Origin of the sequence: Polynucleobacter sp. UB-Raua-W9, assembly GCF_018687435.1 — a bacterium.
Taxonomy (GTDB): Bacteria; Pseudomonadota; Gammaproteobacteria; order Burkholderiales; family Burkholderiaceae; genus Polynucleobacter.
Genome location: NZ_CP061290.1, coordinates 1,100,841 through 1,119,652 on the forward strand (window position 1 = coordinate 1,100,841; position 18,812 = coordinate 1,119,652).

At 44.2% G+C, this 18,812-nt stretch carries 18 protein-coding genes; 12 read left to right on the top strand and 6 right to left on the bottom strand.

Going from position 1 to position 18,812, the window contains the following annotated elements:
* The first annotated feature begins 122 nt into the window (after positions 1-122).
* Together AOC07_RS05705 and AOC07_RS05710 are read left to right on the top strand one after the other, a co-directional pair.
* Entirely contained in the window at positions 123-368 is a 246-nt protein-coding gene (locus tag AOC07_RS05705; protein WP_215357016.1) for a DUF1902 domain-containing protein, read from the top strand.
* A complete protein-coding gene (locus AOC07_RS05710; RefSeq protein WP_215357018.1) occupies positions 365-628 on the top strand; it encodes a type II toxin-antitoxin system HicA family toxin in 264 nt (87 codons plus the stop codon). Before AOC07_RS05705 ends, AOC07_RS05710 begins: the two co-directional genes overlap by 4 nt.
* Positions 629-671: 43 nt before the next feature.
* Here the strand turns inward: AOC07_RS05710 and AOC07_RS05715 are convergent, their stop codons facing one another.
* The 3 genes from AOC07_RS05715 to flhD form a co-directional block, all read right to left on the bottom strand.
* Positions 672-4,274 carry a hypothetical protein gene (locus AOC07_RS05715; protein WP_215357020.1) on the bottom strand — a complete coding sequence of 1,201 codons (3,603 nt, stop codon included), beginning with the start codon at positions 4,272-4,274 and terminating at the stop codon, positions 672-674.
* 175 nt (positions 4,275-4,449) lie between these two features.
* On the bottom strand, positions 4,450-5,013 hold the full coding sequence (flhC, locus tag AOC07_RS05720) for a flagellar transcriptional regulator FlhC (RefSeq protein WP_215292117.1): 564 nt from the start codon (positions 5,011-5,013) through the stop codon (positions 4,450-4,452).
* A 44-nt stretch (positions 5,014-5,057) separates the two neighbouring features.
* Entirely contained in the window at positions 5,058-5,390 is a 333-nt protein-coding gene (gene flhD / locus AOC07_RS05725; RefSeq protein ID WP_096672510.1) for a flagellar transcriptional regulator FlhD, read from the bottom strand.
* Between the two features lie 258 nt (positions 5,391-5,648).
* Here flhD and AOC07_RS09440 point away from each other — a divergent pair, with 258 nt between their 5' ends.
* Both AOC07_RS09440 and AOC07_RS05730 read left to right on the top strand, forming a co-directional pair.
* A complete protein-coding gene (locus AOC07_RS09440; protein WP_256437844.1) occupies positions 5,649-5,777 on the top strand; it encodes a hypothetical protein in 129 nt (42 codons plus the stop codon).
* Between the two features lie 9 nt (positions 5,778-5,786).
* Complete coding sequence (locus AOC07_RS05730) at positions 5,787-7,046, top strand: hybrid sensor histidine kinase/response regulator (protein ID WP_215357022.1); 1,260 nt, start codon at positions 5,787-5,789, stop codon at positions 7,044-7,046.
* Positions 7,047-7,050: 4 nt separating this feature from the next.
* Here the strand turns inward: AOC07_RS05730 and AOC07_RS05735 are convergent, their stop codons facing one another.
* From AOC07_RS05735 to AOC07_RS05745, 3 genes are read right to left on the bottom strand one after another with little or no spacing between them, the layout of a single operon-like run.
* Positions 7,051-7,659: a FlgO family outer membrane protein gene (locus AOC07_RS05735; protein WP_215357024.1), complete on the bottom strand. Its 609-nt coding sequence runs from the start codon at positions 7,657-7,659 to the stop codon at positions 7,051-7,053.
* 53 nt (positions 7,660-7,712) lie between these two features.
* Positions 7,713-8,357, bottom strand: coding sequence for a FlgO family outer membrane protein (locus AOC07_RS05740; protein WP_215357026.1), 645 nt, complete (start codon positions 8,355-8,357; stop codon positions 7,713-7,715).
* Positions 8,354-8,608, bottom strand: a complete 255-nt coding sequence (locus tag AOC07_RS05745; protein ID WP_215274076.1) for a hypothetical protein — start codon at positions 8,606-8,608, stop codon at positions 8,354-8,356. The genes AOC07_RS05740 and AOC07_RS05745 overlap by 4 nt, the downstream gene beginning before the upstream one ends.
* A gap of 174 nt (positions 8,609-8,782) precedes the next feature.
* On the opposite strand from AOC07_RS05745, the gene AOC07_RS05750 reads away from it, so the two are divergent.
* The 8 genes from AOC07_RS05750 (at position 8,783) to AOC07_RS05785 (ending at position 18,810) form a co-directional block, all read left to right on the top strand.
* Entirely contained in the window at positions 8,783-9,595 is an 813-nt protein-coding gene (locus tag AOC07_RS05750) for a bifunctional 2-polyprenyl-6-hydroxyphenol methylase/3-demethylubiquinol 3-O-methyltransferase UbiG (protein WP_215357029.1), read from the top strand.
* Positions 9,596-9,689: 94 nt separating this feature from the next.
* Positions 9,690-10,553, top strand: a complete 864-nt coding sequence (motA, locus tag AOC07_RS05755) for a flagellar motor stator protein MotA (protein ID WP_215274078.1) — start codon at positions 9,690-9,692, stop codon at positions 10,551-10,553.
* A 3-nt stretch (positions 10,554-10,556) separates the two neighbouring features.
* On the top strand, positions 10,557-11,552 hold the full coding sequence (gene motB, locus AOC07_RS05760; protein WP_215357031.1) for a flagellar motor protein MotB: 996 nt from the start codon (positions 10,557-10,559) through the stop codon (positions 11,550-11,552).
* A 58-nt stretch (positions 11,553-11,610) separates the two neighbouring features.
* Positions 11,611-13,551 carry a Tar ligand binding domain-containing protein gene (locus AOC07_RS05765; protein ID WP_215357033.1) on the top strand — a complete coding sequence of 647 codons (1,941 nt, stop codon included), beginning with the start codon at positions 11,611-11,613 and terminating at the stop codon, positions 13,549-13,551.
* A 190-nt stretch (positions 13,552-13,741) separates the two neighbouring features.
* The gene (gene flhB / locus AOC07_RS05770; RefSeq protein ID WP_215357035.1) at positions 13,742-14,902 is read left to right on the top strand and encodes a flagellar biosynthesis protein FlhB; all 1,161 of its coding nucleotides are present in this window, start codon (positions 13,742-13,744) and stop codon (positions 14,900-14,902) included.
* Complete coding sequence (flhA, locus tag AOC07_RS05775) at positions 14,899-16,977, top strand: flagellar biosynthesis protein FlhA (RefSeq protein WP_215357037.1); 2,079 nt, start codon at positions 14,899-14,901, stop codon at positions 16,975-16,977. The genes flhB and flhA overlap by 4 nt, the downstream gene beginning before the upstream one ends.
* Positions 16,974-18,281 (top strand): flagellar biosynthesis protein FlhF, encoded by a 1,308-nt coding sequence (gene flhF / locus AOC07_RS05780; RefSeq protein ID WP_215357039.1) that lies wholly within the window; start codon positions 16,974-16,976, stop codon positions 18,279-18,281. Before flhA ends, flhF begins: the two co-directional genes overlap by 4 nt.
* Positions 18,265-18,810, top strand: a complete 546-nt coding sequence (locus AOC07_RS05785; RefSeq protein ID WP_215357041.1) for a hypothetical protein — start codon at positions 18,265-18,267, stop codon at positions 18,808-18,810. The genes flhF and AOC07_RS05785 overlap by 17 nt, the downstream gene beginning before the upstream one ends.
* Positions 18,811-18,812: the final 2 nt, after the last annotated feature.

Below are 18,812 nucleotides of genomic sequence, written 5' to 3' on the forward strand. Positions count from 1 at the left end.
AGTGACTGATTTATATAGGAAATTTAGACCGAATAGGCGATTTTCACCTCATTCTATTATATTATCTTTGCAGCATTATTGAATGTTTTGAAGTCGCACCAATCTGGTTACTGGAGGAGCACATGCAAAAAGTATTTTTTATCCGCGCAGAATGGGACAACGATGCGAGTATCTGGTCTGCGACCTCAGATGATGTGCAGGGATTAGCAACCGAGGCTGACTCGATTGAAATCCTCTTTAATAAGCTCTCTTCCATGATTCCAGAACTCATGCTTTTGAATAAACTGACTGACCAAGCTGAAATTGTGTATGAAGTGCTAGCCCGTAAATCCTCAATAGCTCACATACCATCTGAGGCGTCACCATGACTAAAGTTATCGGATCTTATCGAGGCAACTCTTTTTCTTCAGATTTACTGGCAATACTGAAAGAGGCTGGCTGCAACTATCATGCGCCAGCTCACCGTGGTAACCACGATATTTGGTTCTCACCAATTACAGGGATTTATTTTCCATTTGATAGCAAAATACTCTCGCACCATACTGCTAATGCCATTCTGAAGATCGCAGGCCTACCCGAACAGTTTGAGGCCCATCAAGATGAAAATGATGAAAATAAGCCCGGGTAAGTAAGTTGTCGGCTTTTGTCTATCGTAGATTTTTAGCAGGCAATTATCTAAAGATCGATAGCAATGAAGATGCGGCTGCATTCATCTGAGCAATCACCTGAAAATCAAGACTCTGTTGGACGCTAAGGGCTTGCAGATTAGCTTGCAAAGCAGTTAAATCAATGCCCTCAATAGCATCTGCCGATTTTTTTGAGCTCTCGGCTACTTCAGTGCTAGAGGTATAGGCAAGATCAAGTTTATCAGTGGCTGCTGATAAAGATGATTGTGCACTAGTTACCTGTGATAAAAATGTGTTGATCACCCCAATAGCAGTATCTGCATTATCTGCACCAGAGATTGACCCGCTCACACTCACTGTGCTCATCGGTCCATACGAAGTGCCCGTTAAGGTAAGAATATTGCTAGAGCTTGCCGCGCTAAAGTCTCCTACAAAATCTCCACTGAAGGATCCAATGCTAGACGATGGATCGCTGCCTGAAGTAATCTTACTTGCAAAGAGCGCAGCCACTTCTGCGCCTGTTAATGCTGATGCAGCGGTAAAGGTAAGACCGCTTATAGTAAAAGTGTCACTAGAAGTCATTGCGCTCACACTCACTGTCTGTTGCGCATAAACACCAGGAGTACCAGCAGAGCCAGCAGCTACTGTAGTGACGTTGGAGGAGGATAAAGCTACTCGATTAGTCACAGCACCACTCACACTTACTGTACTCATCGGTCCATCAGTTGAGCCTGTTAGGGTGAGGACATTAGTAGAGCTTGCAGCAGTAAAGCCGCCAATAAATGAAGTGCTATTAAACGATCCTAAGCTAGCCGATGGATTAGTACCTGCAATCTTGCTAGCGAAGATTGCAGCAACTTGGGTACTGGTTAAATCAGCAGCTGCAGTTAAGGTAAGACCACCAATCGTGGCGGTATCGCCTGCATTTAGCGCATTCAAAGACACGGTCTGTTGAGCAAGAACGCCGGTAGTACCAGCAGAGCCAGCAGCTACTGTAGTGACGTTGGAGGAGGATAAAGCTACTCGATTAGTCACAGCACCACTCACACTTACTGTACTCATCGGTCCATCAGTTGAGCCTGTTAGGGTGAGGACATTAGTAGAGCTTGCAGCAGTAAAGCCGCCAATAAATGAAGTGCTATTAAACGATCCTAAGCTAGCCGATGGATTAGTACCTGCAATCTTGCTAGCGAAGATTGCAGCAACTTGGGTACTGGTTAAATCAGCAGCTGCAGTTAAGGTAAGACCACCAATCGTGGCGGTATCGCCTGCATTTAGCGCATTCAAAGACACGGTCTGTTGAGCAAGAACGCCGGTAGTACCAGCAGAGCCAGCAGCTACTGTAGTGACGTTGGAGGAGGATAAATAGGCGCTGCTGCCGGTAATCGAACCAGAACTTCCACTTACTGATATAGCACTTTGTGGTCCGTAATATGTCCCAATGATTGATAAAGCACCGTTAGAGATAGTGCTAGGGCTAAAACTATTGTAGAAGTAGCCACTGAAATATCCTCCCGATGGAGAGCTATAGGAGTTGCTCATACGCGCCGAGAAATTGTTAGCAACCGTAGTTGCATTAACAAAAGTATTCGCCGTAAATGTCAGACTTCCGCCAAGTGTGACTGTTTCTCCAGGAAACATATCGTGAAATTGGACGGTTTGTTGCGCATAAGCCCCGGCTGTACTAGCAGTTCCAGTTACAAGTGTCGTCACATCTGAGGTGCTTAAAGCAGTATTGCCACTACCTCCGACCACGCTACCAGAAGCAGGAATTAAATCTCTAGATCCCGTACTAGTACCATAGGCATAAAGTTGGCCACTGGTTATGTTGTAGGCATTTAAAGAGAACTGCCCGCTATAACTAAAGCTAGTTCCATTGAAGGAGCCTGCGCTTGAGGGGGGATTTGAGTTGTATTGCTGTTTATTTAAAAATGCAATAGCAACCTCAGTTGCTGTCATATATGAATTGGCAGTAAGGGTGAGCCCCCCTAAAGTTTCAGTTTCGCCAGCAGATAAAGCGCGCATCTGAATTAACTGCTGAGCATAAGTGCCTGAATTAGAGTAGCTACCCGTCGCTGAAGTATTGACATCAGAGGCTTGGGTAATTGTTGCATTAGCAGTGCGCCCACTTACATCCAAAGTTCTAGCCCCATTAGAGTTACCCGTTAAGGTTAAGGTTCCAGATGCTGAAGCTGTAAACCCGCCCACAAAGGAATTACTAAAACTGCCGTAACTACTACTTGTATTGGAGTTAATTTTTGCTGCAAAGATACTTGCAATTTCAGTTGGCGTTAAATTAACACTTGCTGTGAATGTCAAACCACCCACTGTGGCAGTATCACCTGCTACAACAGCAGGAAATGTTACTGAATACTGAGCTACTGACGAAGGGCTGCCGGACGATATCGTTGACACACTTGATGAGCTTAGTGGGGTTCTTGTGGATAGGGCTGCACTGACACCAATGGAGCTCATGGGTCCTGTAGTTGATCCAGTAAACGTAACGCTACTACCCGATCCTGGACTTGCCAGGTTGTAACCGCCCTGAAAACTATTCGTAAAGGTACCGGCAGCATTATCAGTACTATTGGCAATCTTTTGATAAAAGATACTAGCGACTTGTGCTGCAGTTAAATCAGAGTTGGCTGTAAAGGTAAGGCCACCTACTGTGGCAGAGTCACCATTAGCCATCGCATTAAAGCTGATGCTTTGTTGGGCGTAGGTTGGTGCTACATAAGTTACGCCAGTTCGAGTACTAGCAACGTTAGATGAAGTAATAGGTGTCGTTAAGCTGCCAATATTGCCACTGGCAGCAATCGAGTTAGCACCCGTTGCTGAGGCAGTAAACGTAACGCTACTACCCGATCCTGGACTTGCCAGGTTGTAACCGCCCTGAAAACTATTCGTAAAGGTACCGGCAGCATTATCAGTACTATTGGCAATCTTTTGATAAAAGATACTAGCGACTTGTGCTGCAGTTAAATCAGAGTTGGCTGTAAAGGTAAGGCCACCTACTGTGGCAGAGTCACCATTAGCCATCGCATTAAAGCTGATGCTTTGTTGGGCGTAGGTTCCAGAACCTACGATAGCACCTGTCACAGTTGACGTAGATGTCGTATCAATGCTTTCAACTGCAAAAGATAAATCATTGAGAGCCGTTTGCAAGGTCGAGATATCGATACCCTGTATTAAAGTCGTTTTACTGTTTACACCATCAGATCCACTCACAACCGATATGGTTTGATTACCTGATAAAAGATTATTGCCATTAATGCTCGTGGTATCGGCTATTTTTGTTATCTGTGAATTTAAATTTGAGAACGTGTTGTACAGCATCGTTTGATCTGCATCACTATTTATTCCGTTCAATACTTGAGTAGCTAGAGATTGCATTTGGGTCAAAATGGATGCAATGGAACTTAGTCCACTTTGGGCGACGTCAACAATATTATTGGCGTTTTTGATGTTGCCTTGGACACTTGTTTGACTGGATGCCTGCGCAGATAATCTTGCAACAATGCTAGTGTCTTGATCAGATAAATCCTTTTTACCAGATGCAAGTTGATTATGCGTTGTGTTTAAGCGAGCTTGAACATCACTGACTGCACTTTGCAGGTGAGATGCTAAGGAAGCAATCGAATTATTCATACATATTAAAAAACACAATAAAATTAAAGGCTTCGATGACTAAACCATGTTAATTTAGGATTGTTTTTTTAATGGGTAGAAAAAAGGCACTTAATAGCCTTATTTCCAAATCTCCACGAGGAATGCTGCTTTGAGAAGGCTTTACAGCTTGGTAAAGCCTATTAATTCAAAAGTCTTAGGCAGCTAGCAGATACTTCTTGTTCTTCTGGTACTTACCTGCTCTTGAGGGGACGTTGCATAGATTGCACTCGTAGTCTTCGTGTAGGTCATACACATCAACTACAAACTTACCCTTGCAGCAAGAACACGTTTCAGTTTTGAGCAGTTTTTGCTCTACAAAACGAATGAGCGTCCATGCACGAATCAAGCTGATAACTGGCTCATCGCTGATCGGATGGTCGTCTGCCTGCTCAATGATGTGGTACTGCTCAAGGTAAAGTTGGTAGGACTTAATCAGCGCCTGAATACCAGTAACACCAGTATTTTCTTTTAAGAAATTGTAAATATTGAGAAATAAAGAAGAATGAATATTCGGTTGCCAAGTCAAAAACCAGTCGGTTGAGAATGGCAGCATGCCTTTTGGCGGCGAAATCCCTTTTAATTCTTTATAAAGCTTCGTCAAACGCTCGCGGGATAAAGAGGTGTGTGACTCCAGCAACTGTAAGCGAGCACCTAAATTAATTAACTGAATCGCTAATTGCAGCTGCTCAGTTTCACCAACAATGCTTTTGACTTTCATATTCTAAATTCCGCTTTCGCTAAAGATATTGGATATTGCAGAACTTAGGCAATGGCTTCGGCTTTTTGGCCAGCCATCAAAATTGAACTGTGGACGATAGATTGGGATAAACCCTTAGTATTTTTGGTCAGCATACCCAACATAGCAGCATCATCAAAGCGAAAGCGCATCAACATCATGTTGGAGCTAGCCAGCTTAATCAGTTGAGAATTGCTTAAATCCCCAATTAAATCAGCGATATCCTGGCTGACACCAAGGCGGAAAACAGCCTGATCCTTGTCTGCTTGAATCATCTGTTGAGCCAGCATCAAATAATTCAGATTCGCTTCACGAATTTCTGTCATAATGCTTTCTTGTGATTTATCAATCAGTTGCATGTTCTATCTCACTTAATTTGTGCGATTTAGTACTTTCGCGATGGATGTAGTTTGCCCGACCCAATTTTTTTCTAAATGAGATAAATGCTACAAATTTAGTAAGGAAATTACTTACAAGAGCGTATAGAATGCTTCTCAAAGAGTAATTGTTCAGCTTCAAAATCCTGCTGTAGATCTTGGCAAGCAATCAAAAAGTAGCCATTCAAATGGCCAGCAAAAGCCCAAGTTATAAGGCTTGAGTACAAACGGAGACTAGATTTGTTAGCACCGCAAAGCATTCAAACATTAGGCGATGTCATGGGCATGGATCAACCATTACACCGCCCCACTGCTGACACAGCAGATCAAGATATCAAGATGTACCGCGCTGATTTCACAAGAAATTAGGGTGAATCTGTGAATATAAACAACACAACATCTGCCGGAGATTTAAAACATCACCCCCATTTGGTGTTGGCAAAATCTCAAGTCCTGATTGTTGAAGACAACCTCATCAACCAAACAGTAATTAAGCAATTTTTATTGCGTGCGGGTGCGCGTATCGATGTTGCCAGTAACGGCCAAGATGCTTTAGAGCTATTAAAGACCAAGCAATATGATGCGGTCTTAATGGATATTCAGATGCCGGTATTAGATGGCTTGCAGGCCTGCAAACAAATTCGAGCACAAGAACATCTAAAGTCTTTACCGATTATTGGGTTGAGTGCGGGCGTATTTGCTGATGAAGTTCAGAAATGCTTTGATCATGGGATGAATGACTTCATTAGTAAGCCTATCGATCCAGAAAAACTGTACCAAGTATTAGCAAATTGGATTTTTCAATTGCAGGTCTCTAGCTCTGACTCAAACATCTCCCTCCGGGATATTGCGCATGAGCAAAGCACCACCGGTACATCGCTGGAAGATTTGCCAGGCTTTCAGCTCAAAAACCTAGTGCATTTACTGGCCGATATCCCACTGACTCATAAACTACTTAATCTGTTTATATTGGATTGCCGCGATTGCAGCGCAGGTCTGCAACATGACATTGCCATGAATGATTACCATTCTGCATCAAGTCGTATTCATACTTTTAAAGGGTCTGCCAGCGCTATCGGCGCCGAAGAAGTATTTGCCGCCAGCGAATTTTTGGAAGCCGACTTAAGGCTTGGTCAACTGCAAACTCAGAACTATCATGATTTTTTAGAGATGCTTGCATCAACTCGCATTCGCTTGAGGCAATACCTTGAAAATACTGAATCAAACCCAAATAGAAAACCTCTACAGCAAGATCTTCAGGCTAAGCCTTTGCAAGACCGGATGATTCTATTAACTGAAGATAACGTGATCGCTCAAGAAGCACTCAAAGAATTCTTAGAAATCTTTGGTGCGCGTATCGATGTTGCCAGTAATGGCCAAGATGCTTTAGAGCTATTAAAGACCAAGCAATATGATGCAGTCTTAATGGATATTCAGATGCCGGTATTAGATGGCTTGCAAGCCTGCAAACAAATTCGAGCACAAGAACATCTAAAGTCTTTACCGATTATTGGGTTGAGTGCCAGAGTATGCGCAGATACCTCTCGGCAATGCCTTGATCATGGCATGAATGGCTGCATCTCTAAGACTGTTGACCCTAGAGAGCTGGTAAATCAGCTCTCTCAATGGATTAAATAGCAGACTATTTATCTAGCCTTAATTTACCGCCGCTGCATGAGTAGTTCAACTCTCGCACAATAGCTGCACTAATAATTTGATTGCTTGGATCAATAGCTTTGACATTAATGACCAACTTATTAGGCAGATTCAGGTAAGTTCCAACAATCACCTGACTTGCACCAACTTTCGTATTGCCAGTTTGGCCAATCTTGCGAGTCAAAGACACAATGCCGGTATCACTAATCCGAATATCTTTCCCAAATTCAACCTGCACCACCTTCTTACCAGGAATGCGCGCAAGATAACTACGCATCATCTCGCTCATCACCAAAACATTAGGTTCTGTTTTGAGGGTATTGACGTTCACAAAATCGGCAACAAGCAGAACCCCGTATTCATCCGGGCCATTAGGATCAAATTTAGGTAAGGAGGTATTGAGTTCGGTTGCCATACCAGATACCAAGACAGTCAAATCAGTTGCCTGCAGCTTATCTTCAAAAGTAAGGCATTGTGCATCGCTGCGGCTGGTAGTTCCACAGGCTGAAAGGCCCAGAAGCGCACAGAGCAAAACAATAGCGAGCGGAAGATTGGTAAGGCGAAGAATTTGGTGAGGTTGTTGGCGAATAGACATATCGATTCAGAATATCAATAAAAGTCGTATTCTACTAGTGGGTGCTAGAACAATTAATTAGTAAGATTTAGAACTGGCATGGTTGGTGGTCTTGGGGGGCCATCCAACAAATGCGAAATCAGACGATCAGCGGGTAACTTCACTTGCGCCGTAGAAACGACTGCGCCGCTAATCACTTGAATCATTCTGACATTCAATATTAAGCCCTCGGCAGTGTTCACATAAGTACCAGTGATAATGCTGCCAGTTTGAACAGGGGGCTTCAGCTGCTTAACATCCCTACTCAGAGAAAATTCACCGCTAGCCTCAATCAGAATATTTTTTCTGAAGGTAATGTCTGTGACAGACCAATTTCTTAACTGCATTTCATGCATTAAGTTTTGCGCCAAGAGTCGACCCAATTGAGAAGTCTCATTCAAAGTATTGAGCGCCACAAAATCAGTTACCACTAAGGCGCGGCTTCTCATCTCCGGAGAAAGATTGCGTTCTAACTGCTCAGCAATAAACATCGATGCTGTATTTAGTGCCCCTGTCGAGGAGGTGCTGGGCACAAGAGAAATAGTCTCATAACGAAATGGGTAAGGCGAGACAGTCTTTTCTTGGCCAGCTTGGGTTTGTGCATGCACACCCAAGGAAAACACGGCGCATGTAAGTGCAACACGAACTAAAAATACGAAAGGATTCAAATGTAATTTCATTGCGCAACCGATCTAGAGCTAACGGTCTCAGTTGGCGCCATTTTATTGAGTTTGGCATTGCTTTCTGGCAATCGAACGCGATAACTCACCGGAAAATCACTGGACATCCCTGGTTGAATAATCATGACTGAGTAGTAAGGCTGTGAGTTGCAGTTATCGCAATTGACTGCGTAAGGCGAGCTCGCAGGAGTGCATCCTGAACAAATCAGAAGACTCACAATCAATAATGAAAGATAATTTAAGCGCAACATAACCCTAATCCAAAATTCCTACACTGCTTCACTTGAATACTTCAATGCCCACAAACGTTTAGATGCCGCACTTATTAATACAGCCCGCTTGTATGGATCCTATATCCCCTTTACGGCTCAAAATTGCGATTGATGAGGATTTAGCGAAATGATTTTTCAGAAGCTTCTGATTTGATGGCAAAGCATTTTTCATTTAGCAAGTTTCCGCCTGCGCTAATCGCCCTGCTCATACAAGGCTGCGCTTTTGTAATGGCTGCCGGCCTGTGCTGGCTACTAATACAGATAACTCTTCATTTCCCAGATTTGTTACCTCTTTTTTTCCCTAGCCTTGGAACCTTGCTCATAGCGCAAGGTACATTTGCCTATTTTTTAAGCATTCGACTGAAAATGGCGCACTGGTGGCGCTATATTCACCTGCTTTTTCCCTTGGCCATCTGGGCGGCGCTCGCTCTGCAAATCCCGACTAGCTACTTTTTGCTTGGTTTTATTCTCACTGGAGCCCTTTTTTGGTCGGTTTTTTTAACTCAAGTGCCTTTTTACCCCTCCAAACCAGAGGTTTGGAATGCCGTTTCTGAGCTTTTGCCGGGCAAACAGCTCAGAATTTTAGAAATTGGCAGCGGCCTAGGCAACTTTGCCATCCGCATGGCTCAGCTGCGACCAGAATCTTGCGTTGAAGGCATTGAAATAGCCCCTTTACCCTGGCTGATTAGCGTCATTCAGTCTAAATTCTTCGCTTCACGGGTTCGTTTTCGCCTTGGCAACTATGAAAAAGTGGATTTTGCTAACTATGATCTGATTTTTGCCTATCTTTCACCCGCTGCTATGCCTGAGCTTTGGGAAAAAGCTCTAATAGAGATGGATGGTGAAAGTCTCTTAATTAGCCATGAATTCCCTGTGCCTGGCATTGCTGAATCCCAGAAAATACGCTTTAGCTCCGATCAGCGCCAATGCTTCGTCTACCAAATGGGTCAATATCGCCCCACGTAACGGAAAGACAGGCACCATAATCTTGCTTTATTCAGGCAATTAAATGTCGTAATTACAGGTATTCTTCTGTTATTCAGGCAAAAAGGGGCTTCTTGTGTTTGTCATCATTGGTTACGTAGTCGTTATTTTCTCAGTCTTCGGCGGATTTATGATGGCCGGCGGCCATCTTGCAGCCCTACTTCAACCAATCGAGCTATTAATGATTGGCGGCGCAGCATTTGGCGCCTTTCTGGTTGGCAATGATCTCAAAACAATTAAAGCAACGGTCGCAGCCTTGCCAACTGTGCTGGCTCCATCGAGCTACAGCAAAGCGCTCTATTTAGATTTGCTAGCCATGATGTTTGAGTTTTTGACCAAAATTCGTAAAGACGGCATGATGGCCATCGAAAAGGATGTTGAGAATCCAGAGAACAGCGCCATCTTCTCCAAATACCCAAAGATTATGAAAGACCATCATTTGATGGACTTTTTATGCGATTACTTACGCATGATGCTCTCCGGCAATATGGAGCCATTTCAAATTGAAAACCTTATGGATGTGGATATTGAGACCCACCACAACGAAGGTCACGCAGTATGTCATGCTGTTGCAAAAATGGCTGACGGTATGCCGGCCTTTGGTATTGTGGCTGCTGTGATGGGTGTGGTTCACACCATGTCATCAGTAGGTCAAGTGTCAAACAATGAACTGGGCGTCATGATTGCACACGCCCTTGTCGGAACCTTCTTGGGCATTTTGCTCTGCTATGGATTCGTTGGCCCACTGGCAACCATCCTAGAACAAAAACTGAATGAATCTTCCAAGATGCTCCAAACCGCTAAAGTGATTTTGCTAGCGAGCTTAAACGGTTACGCGCCAACCATTGCTGTTGAGTTTGGACGTAAAGTATTGACTTCAACTGAGCGTCCTGAGTTTCTTGAACTCGAAGAATATATTAAGGGCGCTAAAACGCGTTAATTCATGGCCGGCAAAGAAGATAAGCCCCTCATTGTTGTAAAACGTATTAAAAAAGTTGCTGGTGGGGCACACGGAGGTGCATGGAAGATTGCTTATGCAGACTTCGTAACCGCCATGATGGCCTTCTTCTTGCTGATGTGGCTCTTAGCATCGGTATCAAAAGAAGAGTTAAAAGGCATCTCTGAATACTTCAAGATGCCGATTGAAAAAATCGTATCTACCGGACCTAGCACTACTGGTTCAAGCGGTATTTTCGTTGGCGGCGGTAAAGATCTGACGCGTAAAGACGGTGAAGTTTCTAAAGCAGATGACAACAGCGATAAATCTCCGCAAAAGATGCTGGATGAGGAAGGCCTCAAGCAGCTGAAAACCAAAGTGGAATCTGTTATTCAAGATAACCCACAACTGCAAAGCTTGAAAAAACAAATTCTCATTGATATTACTGATGACGGTTTACGCATTCAGATTGTGGATAACCTGAAAAGACCCATGTTTGCCTTATCCGATGATGAACTCCAGCCTTATGCGCGGGAGATTATGAAAACGATTGGCAAGTCACTCAATGGTGTTGAGAACAAACTTACTTTGTCTGGTCACACCGATGCATTGCCCTTCCCTAATAAAGAAAAGTCTTATAGCAACTGGGAACTGTCTGCCGACAGAGCGAATGCTGCAAGGCGAGAATTGGTTAACGGCGGTATGGACGAAACTAAATTACTCCAAGTGATTGGTCTTTCTTCTGCAGTTTTATATGACAAGACAGATCCACTAAACCCCATTAATCGCCGCATCTCCATTATTGTGATGAACAAAAAAGCGCAAGAGCGCATAGAGAAAAATATGTCCATTGAAGCTGGTAATGCTGAAGGGGTACAAAAAGGTATACAAGCTTCAGGCCCTAAAAGCGCCCCAACTTCAGCTCCTGAGGCAAAGCCAACCACTAAGGTAGACGCCAAGCCAGATGTGAAGCCAGCGGCTAAGACAGAAGTTAAACCCTGAGGCTTAGCCACTTCAATTGAGTTATTTACCCTTCCGTTTATTTGTAATAATGTAAATCATGATCAAACTCAATACCGGACTTTCGAAACTTCCTTACTTGCCAGTCAAGGTTAGCCTGCTCGGCATGTTATTGACCGCGCTTGTTATGGCAGGCTTGCTCTTAATCAATACCCAAAGCTGGACTCCAGAATTCAAGATAACTTTAAAGTCGTCAAGCTCCTCATCATCAACCAACACTGCATCTGAATCACCAAAAGCGGATACGCCTGCACCCGTTGATTTAAATAAGCTCAAAGAGCTGATTGCACAAAATCGTATCTTCTTAAATACCGCATACGCAGAGAAAAAATCCCCCGATCCCGTCTCAGAAGAAGTGCGTAATCTAGCGGAACGCGTCACTCAAGATCTTGCACAGATGAATGCTATGTGGCAGTCCTTCTTAGCGCAGCCTTTAAGCGCTGAAGAAAAAACGGTAGCAAGCCAATTTACAAGCGATTTTGACAAGCTGGTTAACCAATCTATCAAACCTGCCGTTGACCTTTTGCAAGTCAATTATTTATCGCAAGCCAGCGCATTACTTGCTCGCACTCAAGGCTTGCAAACGCAAGTGATGACAGATCTAGATGCCCTTATCAAGGCACAAGCGAGCGCAAAACTGATTGCCTTACAAAAGAAAAGTGTTTCTGAAGTAAATCCTGCAGCCCCTTCGGTTCCCGTAACTTCTGTAAGTGAGCCAGCCAATCGGCCAAACGAAGCTTCCTTAGATGCTCCCTCAGCAAAATCAAGCGTCCCCTCTTCCAATAACAGCTTGCCAACTGACAAGCTGATAATTATTGCTGTCGGCATGCTAATCATGCTGAGCCTGGCTGCTCAAATCTCTCGAACTCTCAAACATAGTTTAGGCGCTAGTCCTGAAGAATTAACGAAGGCTGCAGGCTATATCGCTAGCGGCCAATTAGATTACCGCATTGCATTGAGTGCAGGTGATCATAGCAGTGCAATGGCAGCTATCAAGGCGATTCAGGGCGAGTGGAAGCAATTCATACTAGATACCAGCATTTTGAATACTGCCCTGCAAGACGGCAAGCTTTTAGGTCGTCGAGATGCAGATCAACATCGTGGTGCTTTTTATGAATTCGCTCAAGAACTCAACACTACTATTGATCTGGCAATGCAAAAAGGTCAAGCATCTGAATCTGCGCAGCGCACTATTGAGCAAGCTCTTCAAAAAGCCTTAGCGCAAGCTCAAACAATCCCAGCAGCGTTGCAAAACCATGATCTAAGTAAACGGCTATCAGTTGATAGCGAACTGGAAGAAGTCAATTTACTCAACAAGACCATGAATCAACTGCTAGATAAAATGGAAGAGTTCAGTAGTATTGCCCAAGTTCAAGGGGTAGAAATTCAGAAGCTAGCTAAGGAATTAACGCTTTACCATGCAAGCCTGATCAAAGGCGCTGAAGAGCAGGCTCAAGTCTTGCAAACCTCCAACCTGAAGATGCAAGGTTTGGGTGAAAGCACCAAACAAAATGCTGAAAACGCTAAGCAAGTTCGGCTCATGGCAGTATCCAGTACTGAAATGGCTAACGCCCTAAGTACTGAAGTAGCTCAAGCAGGAATTCCTTCTGAGAAAATAGATGGCATTAATAAGGTCGTTGAGCGTATTGCCAGCTCCACGCAATATGTTGCTGATATGAGCGCCAACATTACGACTGCCTCTTTAGATCAGAGCCTGAACCTCTACGAGGTGAATGGCGCCGTGTCCCAGGTCGAAAAAATTGCCCAGAAAAATGTCGAAACCATGAAAGATACGGCTCTCAGCGGAGAAATGCTCTTGCAACATGCCAATGCTTTAGCCGAGACTTTTGGTCATTTGACAGTTTCAGCACCTCAAAATACCCCCGTCAAGACTGCTTCACTTGATGCGCCAAAGAGTCCAGAACTTGAAAATCCCGCAGCAAATCCTGCTGAAAAAGACCCTGACTGGAAGCTGTTTTAAGCCTCATTTTGGGTCGTCGCTATACCCAAAAATCACTCTAAATCGGATGTTTTTGGCCTTCCATTACCAATAAACTGGGTTTTAGAAGCTTGAATTAAGGGGGGTTCACCCCCCTTTTCCAGCAATTCATTTAAGCCCCGCTCGCTGAAAATCATTTATCAGCAATTTAATCCCTTTTTAAGGTGTAGCGGTGGCAGAAGAAAGCGATTTAGAAAAATCAGAACAGGCCTCGTCGACGCGACTAGAAAAAGCGTACGAAGAGGGTGACGTTCCTCGCTCCAAGGAATTGGCGACTTGCGTCTTGCTGTTTACTGCCGGCATGTCAGTCTGGGGGTTGGGTTATCACCTTAACTCCGCATTAAAAGATCTACTCAGTAGTGGACTAACTTTTGATAGCAAATTGGCATTCAATACAGAAGCTGGTCTTGGTCGCATATCGGACCAGGTAATTGACTTATTAATCGCCTTTGCACCGCTTGGCTTTGCACTAATGATTGCCGCCCTTGCAGCGCCAGTATTGGTTGGCGGCTGGAACTTTAGCACTCAATTACTCACGCCCAATTTAGAAAGACTTGATCCCATCAAAGGCATGGGCAATCTCTTTTCTAAAAACTCCCTAGTGGAGCTCGTTAAATCTATTGCCAAGGCAACACTCATTGGTGTGGTGGCTTACTTTGTGATTTCTGCGGATTTTCCTCAACTCATTACCCTATCCCTGGTTCCAGTTGAAGTAGGTCTTGCAAAGACTGGCTTATTTCTTGTCAAGGCATTCATTTTTATTGTGGGTGCTTTGGTAGTCATCGCTTTAGTGGATGTGCCCTATCAACTCTATCGCTATGCTGAAAAGCACAAGATGAGCCGCCAAGAATTAAAGCAAGAATCTAAAGAAGGTAACGGTAACCCTGAAATCAAAGCCAAGATTCGCCAACAACAAAGAGAGATGTCACGTCGCCGCATGATGTCGAATGTACAAAAGGCAGATGTCATTATCACCAACCCTACGCACTACTCTGTTGCCATTCAATACAAAGAAGGTGATATGCGAGCTCCGATGCTCCTAGCTAAAGGGACAGATACCTTGGCGTTACGTATTCGAGAAATTGCTAAAGAGCATGAAATTTTGATATTGGAATCACCCAAACTTGCGCGCGCTATTTACGCTAATACTGAACTTGATGCAGAAATACCAGAATCTCTATACCTTGCTGTTGCTGAGATTTTGGCCTTTGTATTCCAGGTCAAGAACTTCAACGGTCGCAGTGGCGCTTACCCAACTCAACCACACAATATTGTTGTGCCAGATGAATTAGACCCGCTATCTAACACTAAGCAACTTGAGCTTGCATCATGAACTTCACACAATTTTTAGAGTCCCTCAAAAACCTCAATAGCAAGACGATTGCAGGTCCTATCATCATCGTGATGTTACTGGCCATGATGATTTTGCCGATTCCGGCAATTGGCTTGGATCTCTTATTCACCTTCAATATTGCCCTGTCCATCTTGGTTTTGATGATCGGACTGCAAACTGCTAAGCCGCTGGATTTTTTAGCCTTTCCGACAGTGCTTTTAGTCACCACGATGCTACGTTTGAGCTTAAACGTAGCCTCTACCCGCTTAGTATTAACGGAAGGCCATACAGGCCCTGCTGCGGCCGGTAAGGTAATCGAAGCTTTTGGACACTTCCTGATTGGCGGTAACTACGCTGTTGGTATTGTGGTTTTTATTATCTTGACCATCATTAACTTTACAGTAGTAACTAAAGGTGCTGGCCGTATTGCTGAAGTGGGCGCCCGTTTTACCTTAGATGCGATGCCCGGTAAGCAGATGGCAATTGATGCCGATCTCAATGCAGGCTTAATCGGTCAAGATGAGGCGCGTAGCCGCCGTGCAGAAATTGGTCAAGAAGCTGAATTTTATGGCGCCATGGATGGTGCCTCGAAATATGTTCGTGGCGATGCGATTGCCGGCATTCTGGTGATCGTCATTAATATTCTGGGCGGCCTGATTGTCGGTATGCTCCAGCATGACTTAAGCTTTAATGAAGCGGTTAAAAATTACACCTTACTAGCTATTGGTGATGGCTTAGTAGCCCAAATTCCATCGCTCATCATTTCAGTTGCGGCCGGTATTGTTGTATCACGCGTTGCGAATAATCAAGATATTGGCACGCAGTTAACCAAGCAACTCTTTACCAATCCAAAGATTCTCAATATCACGGCCATTATTATTGGTGGCATGGGCCTCATTCCAGGTATGCCGAATTTGGCCTTCCTGCTACTTGCAGCCACTCTTGCCGGTATTGCCTATTCATTAAAGAATCAAACTAAAAAATTACTGGAGTCAGAAGCAAATGCAAGCCAAGATGTGGCTCAAGAGTCTATTGATGCCACTTGGGATGATGTCATGCCAGTCGATGCATTGGGTCTTGAGGTAGGCTTTCGCCTAGTTCCTTTAGTTGATTCACGTCACGGCGGTGATCTCATTAAACGCATTAAGGCACTACGTAAAAAGTTTGCACAAGATGTGGGTTTTTTAACGCCACCAGTGCATATTTGCGATAACCTTGAGCTCAAGCCCTCAGCTTATGTCATTAAGCTTAAGGGCGTAGAGGTTGCCAAAGGAGAATCTCACTACGGTCAATTTTTAGCTATTAATCCTGGTAATGTGACTGGTGAACTACCAGGCCCGGTCACTTCTGATCCTGCATTTGATTTACCTGCCACCTGGATTGACAACACACTACGCGAAGAAGCCCAAAGCAAAGGCTATACCGTAGTCGATGCAAGTACAGTGATCGCCACTCACCTCAATCATGTGATTGGTATGCATGCCTCAGAATTACTGGGACATCAAGAGGTTCAGCAATTAGTCACTCTACTTGCTAAAGAGTCGCCAAAATTGGTTGAAGACCTCATTCCCAAGTTGTTGACGACATCAGTAGTACAAAAAGTACTCCAAAATCTTTTGGTTGAAGGTGTCACGATCCGCGATATGCGCACCATCATGGAAACGCTCATTGAATATGCACCCCACACACAAGATCCTGCCGATCTGACTGCAAAAGTCAGAATCAAATTGGGTCGCGCAATCACGCAACAGCTCTTCCCTAATGGTAATGAGATGTCAGTGATTTCATTAGAAAACAACCTTGAGCGTTTATTGATGCAAGCAGTGACCGGCTCTGGCGAAAGCAGCTCAATTGAGCCTGGTATTGCTAAAACCCTTGCCAATGAAGCGAATGAAGCAGCTAAAGCACAAGAGAGAAACGGCCATTCCCCGGTATTGCTCGTTGCCTCACCCTTGCGCGCGACCTTAGCCAAATTTTTGAGGAGAGTTACGCCCAACTTACGTGTGCTCTCTCATGAAGAATTACCCGATTCCAAAACTATCCGTGTTGCCAACTTAATTGGAGGTTCAGTATGACCATGAAAAAATTTCTAGCCAAAACGACTCGTCAGGCTTTGATGCAAGTCAAAGCAGAGCTTGGTGAAGACGCTACCATTATTTCTAATCGCTCGATTAACGGCTGGACAGAAATTTTGGCGCGCAGTGAATCCAGCGTTCTTCCTGGGTCAAACCTGCTGGGTAGCGCGCCTACCGCTAAGGAACAAGCAGAAAAAGTATTGCAAGCTAAAAAAGTGCAGGCTACTGTCGATTTACTCAATGGTAGATCTAGTTCTAAGGAAGCTGCCCCTGTTGTAGAGTTGACTACCACTCATGCAGAAGTCATGGCGCCTAAAGAGCAGCCCGTCGAGATCATCAATCATCCTCAGATTCAGGGGATGCTTAAAGAAATGCGCGAGATGCGCAATCAGTTCCAGGCACAACTGGAGACTCTCTCTAATAGCACCCTTGAGTTCAGCCCTAATAAACGAGATTTGATGAGCCAATTTTTATCTGCTGGCTTTAATCTAGATCTGGCTAAACGCGTGATAAGCAAACTCCCTTCTGATTTTTCGGCTAAAGAAGCCAAGCCTTGGGCAATGAATTTACTGGCCAAGAATATGCAAGCCCTAGAAAATGAAGCAGAAATCATGAACCAACATGGTATTTATGCTTTGCTTGGACCTACTGGCGTGGGCAAAACTACGACGATTGCCAAAATTGCCTCACGCTTTGTGCTTAAACATGGCAATCAAGACATTGCCTTGGTAAGCACTGATACCTATCGTATTGGCGGTCATGAGCAATTGCGTATTTATGGCAAGATTTTGGGTGTTGAAGTGTTTGCTGCAAAAGATGCTCAAGAATTACAACAGACTCTTGAGAAATTACAAGACAAGAAACTTGTCCTCATCGATATGGCTGGTTTAAGCCAAAAAGACAAGATGGTCAATAGTCAGCTTGACATGCTGTGCGAGGCATCACGTGATATCAAAAAAATCATTTGCCTAAATGCTAGTGGTACCTTGGATACACTCAATAACGTCAGCAAGGCGTTTGCCGGCAGAGGTTTGGATGGCTGCATTATCACTAAAGTAGATGAAGCGATTGGTTTAGGCGGCGTCATTAATGTGATTCTGCAAAATAAACTGAAAGTCCTGTATCTCACCAATGGTCAACGTGTTCCAGAAGACATTACTCTAGTCGATAAAATCGCTTTGATTGAAGAGGCATTCAAGCAGGAAGACTCTAGCGATCCCCTCTCGATTGTCAGACCAGAAGACTTGCCTGCTTTTTTTAGTAAATCTACAGCGATAACACAAGGGCATGTTCAATATGCTTAATCCACGCGATCAAGCAGAAGGTCTCAGGCGGATTTTGATGCCTACCAAGGCTTGCCCTATTAAAAGCTTAAGTGGAAAACTGGCCCAAGGTAAAGGTCAGCTCCTCCAAGATCTGACTAAGGATATCAGTGGACGCAATATCCACTTTATCGATATGAGCCTAGACCAGGCTCAGGAGCTCCCCTTGGCGCTCTTAAATCAACACGAAATCGTACTCAAATTGGCGCAAAGCTCTGAGTCTATAAAACGGGCTTTTGGGATCATTAAATTGCTAGCCAAAAGTCCTGAAAACCGGGTTTTTGGCATTATCGTCAGCGCCCAAAATGCGGAGACGGCAAAGACGGTTTTTCGTAACTTAAAGCATGCCAGCCGGACTTTTTCACAGATTCAACTGGAAATCATTGGTTTTAGTACACTTAGTAACAATTGGGTAAGTCCAGTAGTTTTAGACTTGTTCCCAGCAATGACGCAAACGATAACTAGAGACCCTCTTTTTACCCCCCAATTTGGTGTAACCCCCACTCAATAAAA

What these genes read in the sequence shown, in the direction of transcription:
- flhD (WP_096672510.1), bottom strand. Translation starts at nt 5,390, where the DNA reads ATGCAACTGATTGATAAATCACAAGAAAGCATTATGACAGAAATTCGT.
- AOC07_RS05705 (WP_215357016.1), top strand. Translation starts at nt 123, where the DNA reads ATGCAAAAAGTATTTTTTATCCGCGCAGAATGGGACAACGATGCGAGT.
- flhC (WP_215292117.1), bottom strand. Translation starts at nt 5,013, where the DNA reads ATGAAAGTCAAAAGCATTGTTGGTGAAACTGAGCAGCTGCAATTAGCG.
- AOC07_RS05750 (WP_215357029.1), top strand. Translation starts at nt 8,783, where the DNA reads ATGGCAAAGCATTTTTCATTTAGCAAGTTTCCGCCTGCGCTAATCGCC.
- flhF (WP_215357039.1), top strand. Translation starts at nt 16,974, where the DNA reads ATGACCATGAAAAAATTTCTAGCCAAAACGACTCGTCAGGCTTTGATG.
- AOC07_RS05745 (WP_215274076.1), bottom strand. Translation starts at nt 8,608, where the DNA reads ATGTTGCGCTTAAATTATCTTTCATTATTGATTGTGAGTCTTCTGATT.
- flhA (WP_215357037.1), top strand. Translation starts at nt 14,899, where the DNA reads ATGAACTTCACACAATTTTTAGAGTCCCTCAAAAACCTCAATAGCAAG.
- motB (WP_215357031.1), top strand. Translation starts at nt 10,557, where the DNA reads ATGGCCGGCAAAGAAGATAAGCCCCTCATTGTTGTAAAACGTATTAAA.
- AOC07_RS05785 (WP_215357041.1), top strand. Translation starts at nt 18,265, where the DNA reads ATGTTCAATATGCTTAATCCACGCGATCAAGCAGAAGGTCTCAGGCGG.
- AOC07_RS05710 (WP_215357018.1), top strand. Translation starts at nt 365, where the DNA reads ATGACTAAAGTTATCGGATCTTATCGAGGCAACTCTTTTTCTTCAGAT.
- AOC07_RS05735 (WP_215357024.1), bottom strand. Translation starts at nt 7,659, where the DNA reads ATGTCTATTCGCCAACAACCTCACCAAATTCTTCGCCTTACCAATCTT.
- AOC07_RS05715 (WP_215357020.1), bottom strand. Translation starts at nt 4,274, where the DNA reads ATGAATAATTCGATTGCTTCCTTAGCATCTCACCTGCAAAGTGCAGTC.
- AOC07_RS05765 (WP_215357033.1), top strand. Translation starts at nt 11,611, where the DNA reads ATGATCAAACTCAATACCGGACTTTCGAAACTTCCTTACTTGCCAGTC.
- AOC07_RS05740 (WP_215357026.1), bottom strand. Translation starts at nt 8,357, where the DNA reads ATGAAATTACATTTGAATCCTTTCGTATTTTTAGTTCGTGTTGCACTT.